General features: G+C 62.6%; 11 protein-coding genes. 8 read left to right on the top strand and 3 right to left on the bottom strand.

Features of this window, described 5'->3' with window-relative positions:
* From ACY693_RS08650 to ACY693_RS08615, 8 genes are all read left to right on the top strand, one after another.
* Positions 1-447 (top strand): aminomethyltransferase beta-barrel domain-containing protein (locus ACY693_RS08650; RefSeq protein WP_462321426.1); only part of this gene is annotated, 447 nt, incomplete at its 5' end.
* The gene (gene hflD, locus ACY693_RS08645) at positions 437-1,078 is read left to right on the top strand and encodes a high frequency lysogenization protein HflD (RefSeq protein WP_462321425.1); all 642 of its coding nucleotides are present in this window, start codon (positions 437-439) and stop codon (positions 1,076-1,078) included. The genes ACY693_RS08650 and hflD, both read left to right, overlap by 11 nt.
* 194 nt (positions 1,079-1,272) lie before the next feature.
* Complete coding sequence (gene acnA, locus ACY693_RS08640) at positions 1,273-3,939, top strand: aconitate hydratase AcnA (RefSeq protein ID WP_462321424.1); 2,667 nt, start codon at positions 1,273-1,275, stop codon at positions 3,937-3,939.
* A gap of 21 nt (positions 3,940-3,960) precedes the next feature.
* Positions 3,961-4,167 (top strand): type II toxin-antitoxin system HicA family toxin, encoded by a 207-nt coding sequence (locus tag ACY693_RS08635; protein WP_462321423.1) that lies wholly within the window; start codon positions 3,961-3,963, stop codon positions 4,165-4,167.
* Positions 4,154-4,393 (top strand): hypothetical protein, encoded by a 240-nt coding sequence (locus ACY693_RS08630; RefSeq protein ID WP_462321422.1) that lies wholly within the window; start codon positions 4,154-4,156, stop codon positions 4,391-4,393. The genes ACY693_RS08635 and ACY693_RS08630 overlap by 14 nt, the downstream gene beginning before the upstream one ends.
* A 129-nt stretch (positions 4,394-4,522) precedes the next feature.
* A complete protein-coding gene (purB, locus tag ACY693_RS08625; RefSeq protein WP_462321421.1) occupies positions 4,523-5,890 on the top strand; it encodes an adenylosuccinate lyase in 1,368 nt (455 codons plus the stop codon).
* A gap of 31 nt (positions 5,891-5,921) precedes the next feature.
* Positions 5,922-6,842 (top strand): DMT family transporter, encoded by a 921-nt coding sequence (locus ACY693_RS08620; protein ID WP_462321420.1) that lies wholly within the window; start codon positions 5,922-5,924, stop codon positions 6,840-6,842.
* Positions 6,839-8,041, top strand: coding sequence for a JmjC domain-containing protein (locus ACY693_RS08615; RefSeq protein WP_462321419.1), 1,203 nt, complete (start codon positions 6,839-6,841; stop codon positions 8,039-8,041). The genes ACY693_RS08620 and ACY693_RS08615 overlap by 4 nt, the downstream gene beginning before the upstream one ends.
* A gap of 31 nt (positions 8,042-8,072) precedes the next feature.
* On the opposite strand, the gene ACY693_RS08610 is transcribed toward ACY693_RS08615, so the two are convergent.
* The 3 genes from ACY693_RS08610 to ACY693_RS08600 all read right to left on the bottom strand — a co-directional run bounded on the left by ACY693_RS08610 (position 8,073) and on the right by ACY693_RS08600 (position 10,087).
* Complete coding sequence (locus ACY693_RS08610; protein ID WP_462321418.1) at positions 8,073-8,627, bottom strand: OmpA family protein; 555 nt, start codon at positions 8,625-8,627, stop codon at positions 8,073-8,075.
* Positions 8,628-8,741: 114 nt separating this feature from the next.
* Positions 8,742-9,311, bottom strand: coding sequence for an OmpA family protein (locus ACY693_RS08605; protein ID WP_462321417.1), 570 nt, complete (start codon positions 9,309-9,311; stop codon positions 8,742-8,744).
* A gap of 182 nt (positions 9,312-9,493) precedes the next feature.
* Positions 9,494-10,087, bottom strand: a complete 594-nt coding sequence (locus ACY693_RS08600) for an OmpA family protein (RefSeq protein WP_462321416.1) — start codon at positions 10,085-10,087, stop codon at positions 9,494-9,496.
* Positions 10,088-10,286 lie beyond the last annotated feature (199 nt).

The following is a 10,286-nucleotide window of genomic DNA, read 5'->3' as shown; positions in this document are numbered from 1 at the left end:
GGCGAGCATCGCGGGCTCGCCTGGTACACGATTGGGCAGCGTCAGGGACTCGGTATCGGCGGGGTCGCTGCGCGTGAGGAGGCGCCCTGGTTCGTCGCCTTTAAAGACGTCGAGCGCAACGCGCTGATCGTGGTGCAGGGCGGCGATCATCCACTGCTCTACGCCTCGCAGCTGAGCGGGGAGCAGCTGCATTGGGTCAGCGGGCAGGCACCGGCAGCGGCGCCCATCCAGTGTTTTTGTCGGTTGCGGCATCGGCAACCGCTGCAGCGCTGTACCATCGTCGGTTACGATAATAGGTTTTGCCAGGTTCGATTCGACGTGCCCCAGCGCGCAATCACCCCAGGCCAATCGGCGGTGTTCTATCAGCGCGATGAATGCTTGGGTGGTTGTGTGATTGCTGATGGCCGCAGGTCGACATTTTCGGGAACGAGTATCCATGCCCTATAGCGACCAAGACCGCATCATCGCGCTGGCCGGACTGCACCAGGCGGCTCATTGCGTGCAGCGCATTGCCAACCGCGGCAGCGTTGACATCGACCAGATGGAGCCTTGCCTATACAGCCTGCTCCAGATCGATGCCGAGGATGTGCCGGCGGTGTACGGCGAGCCCGGTGCGGTGGCGACCGGGGCGCGGCAGATCATCGCTCAGCTGACCGGACATCCCGAGCGCAACATGGAGATGACGCGCTACGTGATTACACTGCTCAAGCATGAGCGCTCTCTGGCTGGACGTGGCGACATGCTGGCGGCGATCGGCGACGGCATTGAGGCGGCGCGTGAGGCGCGCGGGGATGCGCCCTTGATCGACCGTGAGGTCATCGCCCGCTTCGCCAGCCTCTACTCGGCGACCATCAGTAAGCTTGAGCCGCGCATCATCGTGCGTGGCAATCCGCTCTATCTGCAGAACGAGGAGAATCAGGAGCGCATCCGCGCCTTGCTGCTGGCAGGGATTCGCTCGGCAATGCTGTGGCGCCAGTGCGGCGGCCGGCGGATGCAGATCCTACTCGGCCGGCGCAAATTGCTCGATGCGGCGCGTGCCTACCTGAGTCCAGCTGCGAACATGCATCAGCCCAGCTGAGCCACCTAGACGCAGCTCGACAGCCCGGCCACGCCTGAGTGGATGCGGCCTGCAGGTCGCGTGCGGCAGGCTCCACTGCGCATCTGACCGCACCGGATTCAAATCAGTCAGGGTGGTCATAGAGGTGTCATTCTGCCGGCGCGTCGCTAGAATCATCTTCATTCTGCAGTCAGCCCAATCTCCGGAGCCCTCCCATGCACGACAGCTTTAAGTCCAAGGCCCGTCTCGACGCCGCTGGCAAAGCCTACGAGATCTTCCGCGTCGATGCGGTCCCCAACAGCGCAAGGCTGCCGTTCTCGCTCAAGATCCTGCTCGAGAATCTGTTGCGACATGAGGATGGCGTCACCGTCAAGCGTTCCGATATCGAGGCGCTTGCCAACTGGGACCCGAAGGCGGAGCCGGATCGGGAGATCCAGTACCGCCCGGCACGGGTGCTGATGCAGGACTTTACCGGGGTGCCGGCGGTGGTCGATTTGGCGGCGATGCGCGACGCGATGAGCGCGCTCGGTGGCGACCCGGACCGGATCAATCCGCTGCAGCCGGCCGAGCTGGTCATCGACCACTCGGTGCAGGTCGATGCCTATGGCTCCGATGACGCGCTGAAGCGCAATGCCGATCTCGAGTTCTCGCGTAATCGGGAGCGTTATCGTTTCCTGAAGTGGGGCCAGCAGGCCTTCGACGACTTCAAGGTGGTGCCGCCGGATACCGGTATCGTGCATCAGGTCAACGTGGAGTATTTGGCACGCGTCGTCTTTGGGCGCGAGGTCAACGGCGTGCTTCAGGCCTATCCGGATACGCTGGTCGGCACCGATTCACATACCACGATGATCAATGGCGTCGGCGTGCTTGGTTGGGGCGTTGGCGGTATCGAGGCCGAGGCGTCGATGCTGGGTCAGCCGGTCTCGATGCTGATCCCGCAGGTGGTCGGCGTGAAGCTCAGTGGACGGTTGCCGGAAGGCGCGACTGCAACCGATCTGGTGTTGACCATCGTCGAGGTGCTTCGCCAGCATGGGGTGGTCGGCAAACTGGTCGAGTTCTACGGTCCGGCGGTGAAGAGCCTGCCGATGGGCGACCGCACCACCATCGCCAACATGGCGCCCGAGTACGGCGCCACCTGCGGGCTGTTCCCGATCGACGACGAGACGCTCGACTTCCTGCGCCTGACTGGCCGCAGCGATGAGCAGGTCGCGCTGGTCGAGGCCTATGCGAAGGCGCAGGGGATGTTCGACGCCGACGGCACCGTCGCGGCCGATTGCAGCGAGACCCGAGAGCTCGATATCGGCAGCATCGTGCCGAGCCTGGCGGGTCCCAAGCGGCCGCAGGATCGGGTGCCGCTGACCGAGGTCAAGGCCGGCTTCGCCGGGGCGCTGAAGACCTTGAACGCCGAGCGCGGGGTCGATGAGCGCCCGGTCGTGAGCACTGACATCGATGGCGAGCCCGTTGCCATCGGCGATGGTGCGGTGGTGATCGCGGCCATTACCTCTTGCACCAATACCTCGAACCCGACCGTGATGCTCGGCGCTGGGCTGGTCGCCAAGAAGGCGGTCGAGCGCGGCTTGAAGGTGCCGGCTTGGGTCAAGACCTCGCTCGGGCCGGGCTCGATGGTGGTGACCCGCTATCTCGAGGCGGCCGGGCTGATGGCCCCCCTCAAACAGCTCGGCTTTCATGTCGTTGGCTATGGCTGCACCACCTGCATCGGCAATTCGGGCCCGCTGCGCCCGGAGGTCTCGAAGGCGATCAGCGACGGCGATCTGACCGTCGCCTCGGTGCTGTCTGGCAACCGCAACTTCGAGGGCCGGGTGCATCCGGAGGTGCGGATGAATTATCTCGCCTCGCCGCCGTTGGTGGTGGTCTACGCGCTCGCCGGCCGCATGGGCTTTGATCCCTACAACGACCCGATCGCCGACGATGCACAGGGCAATCCGGTGTTCATGCGCGACATCTGGCCGACCCAGGCCGAGGTGGCCGATACCGTCTCGAGCTTCCTCGGCCAAGACGACTTTCGTTCGACCTATGCCGATGTCTTCGCCGGGGACGCGCACTGGCAGGAGCTGGATGCACCGGCCGGCAAGGTCTTCGATTGGGACCCCAGCTCGACCTACATCCAAGAGCCGCCCTACTTCCAGGGCATCCAGATGCAGCCGGAGCCGGTGCAGCCGATCCGCGACGCGCGCTGTCTGGCTGTGCTCGGCGATTCGGTGACCACGGATCACATCTCGCCGGCCGGCAGTATCAAGGCCGACAGCCCGGCCGGCCGCTACCTGATCGAGCAGGGCGTGACGCCAACGGATTTCAACTCCTATGGATCGCGTCGTGGCAATCATCAGGTGATGATGCGCGGCACCTTCGCCAATATCCGCTTGCGCAACCGGATGGCGCCTGGGACCGAGGGTGGGGTGACCGTCCATCAGCCGTCCGGCGATCAAGAATCGATCTACGACGCGGCCATGCGCTATCAGGCCGAGGGCGTGCCGGTCATTGTCATTGCCGGTAAGGAATATGGCTCAGGCTCTTCGCGCGATTGGGCTGCGAAGGGACCTCGCCTGCTCGGCGTGCGCGCAGTGATCGCTGAGAGCTACGAGCGCATCCATCGGACGAATCTGGTCTGCATGGGCATCCTGCCGCTGCAGTTCCCGCCGGGCGAGAGCGCCAAGTCGCTGGGCCTGACCGGCACCGAGCTGTTTAGCATCGGCGATCTGGATGACGGCAACGCCAAGCAGGTCGAGGTGACCGCGACCCATGCCAACGGCAGCGAGGTCCGCTTCCAGGCCCAGGTCCGCATCGACACCCCGAACGAGGCCGATTACTACCGCAACGGCGGCATCCTGCACTATGTGCTGCGGCGTCTGGCGGCAGGTTGAGCCGAGACCGTTCGGCGACTCATGCCGCCAAAGGTCCGGGAGCTGATCGCCAGATTGGAGCAAGCCGGTTTTGTTGATCGGGGTGGCAAAGGGAGCCATCGCAATTTTGTCCACCCGAATCTAGCCAAGCCGGTGACGGTCTCAGGCAAGCCAGGAGACGATGCCAGGCGATATCTGGTGCGAGCGGTTGAGAAGGCCATTGCGGAGTCACACGATGAAAGACAGTGATCAATACGCCAAGGTCGTGGAATGGTCGGAGGAAGACCAGTGTTACGTTGGCAGCTGTCCAGGCCTCATGCTCGGTGGCTGTCATGGTGATGACGAGGTGGCCGTTTTCGAGCAATTGTGTGAGGTCGTTGAGGAAATCGTGCAGCTCTACCGCGAAGACGGTAAGGCCCTTCCCCCGGCGACGGCCGGACGGGATCTGGTGAATCAGCTGCAAGATGTCGCCTAATCCAATTGACGAGCCTTCCACGGCAAGACGCATCGAGCCGACAAGCCCCGAGCCTGCGACCAGGTTGCGAGTCGGTGAGCCCGACTTGGCCAATGGCCGTTTTTACTTCCGATCATGAGCAATGCTTTAATGGAGTTATCTTCCCTCACCGCCATCTCGCCGATCGACGGCCGCTATGGCAACAAGACCGCTGACCTGCGCTCGATCTTCAGCGAGTTTGGGCTGATCCGGCATCGGGTCGTGGTTGAGATCGCCTGGTTGAAGGCGCTGGCCGATTGCCCTGAGATCGCGGAGGTACCGGCACTGTCCAACGCTGCCCAACAGCGGCTGGACGCGATTGGCGGCGAGTTGTCGGTCGAGGACGCCGCGCGCATCAAGGCCATCGAGCGCACCACCAATCACGACGTCAAGGCGGTCGAGTATTTCCTGAAGGAGCGCATCGCCGATCATGCCGAGCTGTCGGCGATCGCGGAGTTCATCCACTTCGCCTGCACCTCCGAGGACATCAATAATCTGGCCCATGGGCTCATGCTCAAGGATGGGCGTGATCACGTGCTGCTGCCGCGCATGGATGCGCTGATCGAGGCCCTGCGAACCCTCGCGCACTGCCATGCCGAGCTGGCGATGCTCTCGCGCACCCATGGCCAGCCGGCCTCGCCGACCACGCTCGGCAAGGAGATCGCCAACCTGGTGCACCGGCTGCGGCGTCAGCGGGACTCGGTCGCCGCCGTTGTGCTGCTCGGAAAGATCAACGGGGCCGTCGGTAACTACAATGCCCATCTGGTCGCCTACCCGGAGCTGCACTGGCCCGATTTTGCGCAGCAGTTCGTTGAGTCACTGGGTTTGGGCTGGAATCCCTATACCATCCAGATCGAGCCGCATGACGGCATGGCGGAGCTATTCGATGCCATCGGCCGCTTCAACACCATACTGATCGACGGCTGCCGCGACCTCTGGGGCTACATCGCGCTCGGCTACTTCAAGCAGCGCACCGTCGAGGGCGAGGTCGGCTCCTCGACCATGCCGCACAAGGTCAACCCGATTGACTTCGAGAATGCCGAGGGCAATCTCGGCATTGCCAATGCGCTCTTCGATCATCTGTCCGCCAAGCTGCCGATCTCGCGCTGGCAGCGCGATCTGACCGATTCGACGGTGCTGCGGAATCTCGGCGTGGCGATCGCGCATACATTGATCGCGCTCGATTCGGCCCTCAAGGGCGTTGGCAAGCTCGACGCCGATGGCGAGCGCCTGGCGGCTGACCTCGATGCCAACTGGGAGGTGCTGGCCGAGCCCATCCAGACGGTGATGCGCCGCTATGGGGTCGAGCAGCCCTATGAGACGCTCAAGGCGCTGACGCGCGGTCAGCGCATCGGCCCGGATGCGCTGGCGACCTTCGTCGAGACCCTTGATATCCCGGATGCGGCCAAGGCCGAGCTGCGGGCACTGACTCCTGCAGGCTATATCGGTAACGCTGCGGAGCAGGCGAAGGCGATCTGATCCGCGCGACTCATGAGCACCGGGAACGCTATTGTTTGATACCCGGCCCCAGCACTTGCTGCTCGGTGCGGCCTTCATCGTCCTCGGTGAATTCTGCTTTGCGTCGATGGGCGTTGGTATCCGTGTTGTCTCGGATGAATTGCCGAATGCGATGATTGTATTCGGTCGCAACCTCATCGGTCTGATGCTTGTCGCGCCCTGGCTGTTGCGCCATGGCATTGGCGATGTGAAGACCCGCGTCCCTGGCTTGCATCTATTGCGCGCGGCAGCTGGCGTCACCGCGATGTATTGTTTCTATTATGCGATCGCTGAGCTGCCCTTGGCCGAGGCCATGTTGCTGAAGCTCACCGCGCCAATCTTCATCCCGTTGATCGCCATGGCCTGGCTGCATGAGCGGGTCACCGCTTTGCTTTGGCTGGCGCTTGGGATCGGCTTTGCCGGTGTCATCCTGATCTTGGAGCCCGATCCGAGCCAACATTGGGCAGGGGTTTCGCCAGTGGCCTTGATCGGGCTGCTGGGTGGGGTGTTGGCAGCGGTAGCCAAGGTCACGGTCCGCCGGCTCTCGCAAAGCGAGCCGACCGGACGGATCGTGTTCTATTTCGCACTCATCGGTGGCTCGATCTCGGCGCTCCCGCTCGCTTGGGACTGGCAGACGCCGACGCCGGTCGCGCTGCTCTGGCTGCTCGGCATCGGGATTGCCGCGACCCTGGGCCAGTTGGCCCTGACGCGAGGTCTCGCCCTGGCGCCAGCCTCGCGCATGGGTGCCTTTGGCTATTTCTCCGTGGTCTTCGGTGCCGGCTATGGCTGGCTGTTCTGGGATGAGCCGATGACCCTTACCCTGGTCATTGGTACCCTACTGATTGCCGCTGGTGGCCTGCTGGCAAGCCGCTCACGACGTGGCGGCGGCTCGGATCGCACTGAGCACTGTGCTGAGGCTGTCTCCAACCCATGAGCGCGCTACCTGAATTCCCTCGGCTGCAGTTTCCCGACGGCTTGGATACGGAGGGCTTCCTCGCGCGCTACTGGCAGCGCCGCCCCTTGCTCATGCGCCAAGCCCTACCCGGATTCGAGAACCCTCTGCCCGCTGATGAGCTGGCCGGCCTGGCCTGTGAGCCGGATGTCGAGGCACGGATCATCCTGGAGCGCGCTGAGCAGGGCCAGTGGCAGGTTCAGCACGGGCCATTCGACGCTCGGCGCTTTGCCGTTTTGCCTCCGAGTCATTGGACCTTGCTGGTGCAGGATGTCGACAAGCAGCTCCCCGAGCTCGGGGTCTTGCTGGATCGATTCGATTTTCTGCCCCGTTGGCGGATCGACGATCTCATGGTCAGCTACGCTGAGGATCAGAGCTCAGTTGGCCCGCATGTCGATGACTACGACGTCTTCCTGATCCAGGCTGAGGGGCATCGGCGCTGGCGTATCGGGCTTGATCCCGAGGCGCCGCTGGAGCTGATCCCGGATCTCGAGCTGCGTATCCTGAAACAGTTTCAGGCTGACCAAGAGTGGCTGCTTGCGCCCGGAGACATCCTCTATCTACCGCCTGGCGTGCCGCATTGGGGGGTTGCAGAGGGGCCGTGCCAGACCTGGTCGGTTGGCTTTCGAGCCCCGGCTTGGCGCGAGCTGGCTGATGATTGGCTGGCACAGATCGCTGATCGATTCACGCCACAGGGGCGTTGGCGAGACCAGCGGTCTGCTCCTCCAGCCGATGCTGCCGAGCTTGATCAGCAGACCCTTCTCAGTCTCCGAGCCGCGATTGAGTCCGGCGTTGCAAGGGCGGCCCCCGATGATTTTGCCGCCTGGCTCGGCAGCTGGCTGACCGAGCCAAAGCTCAATCTGGAGCTGGTGCCGTATGAGCCGCCTTGGCCTGAGGCTCAGGTGATCTCAAGCCTGCAAGAGGCTGGGCACTTCGAGCGCGATGGGCGCTCGCGCTTGCTATTCACTCGGCCAACCGATGGTGGCAAGCAGGCTGCGCTGTTTGCCAATGGACAGCAGTATCGGTTGCCAGCTCCGCTCTTACCGCTGTTGTCCTATTTGGCGAATCATCACCGGCTAGAGCTTGATGATGTGAGCCCCTGGCTGGCGAATCCCAGCGCTAGCAGGCTAATCGCAGCCCTGTTCAATGCTGGCCACTACGCCATGCCGGCCGAGCGCTAAGCGACTGCTCTACTCGGGCCGCATCCGGACTCTAGCGATCGATCTTGGTAATGACCACCCGGCGTTGCTCAACCGAATCGGGGCTGTAGTTTGAGAGCAGATCCTGCTCGCCTCGGCTTTGCGCCGGAGCGAGCAGGTTCTCAGGGTAACCCTGGGCGATGAAATAATCGCGTACGGCATTGGCGCGGCGCATCCCCAAGGCCATGTTGTAGCTCTCTGAGCCCTTGGCATCGGTATGACCAACGATCGTGACCCGTTCTTGCGCTGGCGAGCGCTTGACCTGGCTGATGTAGTTGTCGATCTCTCTGAGCACTTCGCGGTTTACCACGGTCTCCGGAACAACATACTTGTCGAACTCGAAGAGCAGCTTCAAGGTTAGCTGGTCCGGCACGGCATTGCCCTTACAGGGCGGCAGATTGGATTGTGTTCTTGGGTCCTGCCAGCACTCGGCGTAGCTCGTGGTCCAAGTCTGGCTGCCGGCGCTGCCGCCGTGACCAAAGGATGACGCGTTGAGAAACTGGGCCCCAACGGCGAGCAAGACGAAGGCGGGTATGAGGATCAGTCGTTTGAATGTCACAGCGATCACGAGCGGTGCTCCGTATCAAGAGGACGGGCGGGGCGGCTGAGCAACGGTTGCCGGCCAGCTCGGCGGATATCAACTTGGCCGCTGCCTAGTCTACGCATTTGCGTTCGCGATCGACTACTGATCGATCTTGGTAATGACCACCCGGCGTTGCTCAACCGAGAATGGGCTGTATTGGGGAAGCAGCTCGCGCTTTCCGCGGCTTTCGGCTGGAGCGAGCAGTGACTCGGGGTAGCCTTGCGCGATGAAGTAGTTTCGAACCGCAGTGGCACGCCGCATGCCCAGGGCCATGTTGTAGGTATCCGAGCCTTTGGCATCGGTATGGCCGACGATGGTCACATACTCTTGGGCCGGCGAGCGCTTGACCTTGTCGATGTAGCTGTCGATGGTGGCCAGCACCCAGCGATTGACGACGGTATCCGGCACCACGTAGCGGTCAAACTCGAACAGGAGCTTGACGGTGATCTCCTCAGGGACGCGTGTGCCGCATTCTGGTAGACGCTTACTGTCGGGATCTTCCCAGCAGTCGCCGAACTCACGCTCTGGGCCCCAATAGTCCGAGTAAACGGTGGCTCCAGAGTCCTGTCCCGCAATACCGGTTGCAAATCCTGCGAAGGCTGCATGGGCGAAGATCAGTGTCGCGCAGAGAGCGACGAGCGCAATGAGTGGGGTACTGAGAGCCTTCACGGTGTCAGGGATAGGGTGTCTGAAAGACAAAAACCGGCTAGCGTAACGCTAGCCGGTTAATCAGGTCTCCGCCGAGGGCAGCGTCAGCGGGGCGCGGTCGATAACCGTTGTCGACGAGCGCCTGTAGACGAACGCCTTTGGACGAACGCCTGTAGACGAAAACTGGCCCTCGCGTCGATGACTTACTGGTCGATCTTGGTAATCACAACGCGGCGCTGCTCGACCGAGAACGGGCTGTACTGCGGCAGCAGATCGCGCTTGCCCAGGCTCTCGGCAGGGGCGAGCAGGCGAGCGGGGTAGCCCTCAGCGATGAAGTAGTCACGGACCGCATCAGCACGACGCATGCCGAGCGCCATGTTATAGGCGTCCGAGCCCTTGGCGTCGGTGTGACCGACGATGGTCACGTACTCTTCGACAGGGGTGCCCTGGACCTTGGCGATGTAATCATCGATCACAGCCAGCTCCTGACGATTCACCACGGTCTCTGGAACCTGGTACTTGTCGAATTCAAACAGCAGCTTCACGGTGATCTCGGCGGGAACCACCACCTCCTGCTCGCAAGGCGGCAGGTTGGTCGGACCATCCGGGTAGGCGCTCTGCCAGCACTCGCCGTAGCTGGTGGCCCACAGCTGACCATCCGGGAAGTTCTTGCTGCCAGCTGCGTACCAGTAAGACTCCTTCATGTCATCGGCAACAGCGGTGCTACCGATAAAGAGGGCAGCGACTGCAGTGCAGGCGACCGCCGCGGCGCGGAGAGATTTCGTGGTGATGAACATCAGTGGCTCCTATCGAAAGTTAGAGGTGCAGACTCGAGAACGGCCTCGGAAATTTCAGCAGCTGGCGAGGATCTGACGTCGACGAATCAACTGCTGCCGTGGAACAATGATAGCGCGTTGTCGGTAAAATGAAACAGGAAAAGCGAAAAAACCGCAGTCATGCGTGAACTATACCATACTAGTGCAGCTTGAACACTAG

It is taken from the genome of Halochromatium sp., from assembly GCF_054919635.1.
Note: the sequence above shows the minus strand (reverse complement) of the source record. Positions and strands in the feature narration are given on the sequence as shown.

Coding starts and splice junctions, on each gene's coding strand:
- hflD (WP_462321425.1), top strand. CDS start 437: ATGCCCTATAGCGACCAAGACCGCATCATCGCGCTGGCCGGACTGCAC.
- acnA (WP_462321424.1), top strand. CDS start 1,273: ATGCACGACAGCTTTAAGTCCAAGGCCCGTCTCGACGCCGCTGGCAAA.
- ACY693_RS08635 (WP_462321423.1), top strand. CDS start 3,961: ATGCCGCCAAAGGTCCGGGAGCTGATCGCCAGATTGGAGCAAGCCGGT.
- ACY693_RS08630 (WP_462321422.1), top strand. CDS start 4,154: ATGAAAGACAGTGATCAATACGCCAAGGTCGTGGAATGGTCGGAGGAA.
- purB (WP_462321421.1), top strand. CDS start 4,523: ATGGAGTTATCTTCCCTCACCGCCATCTCGCCGATCGACGGCCGCTAT.
- ACY693_RS08615 (WP_462321419.1), top strand. CDS start 6,839: ATGAGCGCGCTACCTGAATTCCCTCGGCTGCAGTTTCCCGACGGCTTG.
- ACY693_RS08600 (WP_462321416.1), bottom strand. CDS start 10,087: ATGTTCATCACCACGAAATCTCTCCGCGCCGCGGCGGTCGCCTGCACT.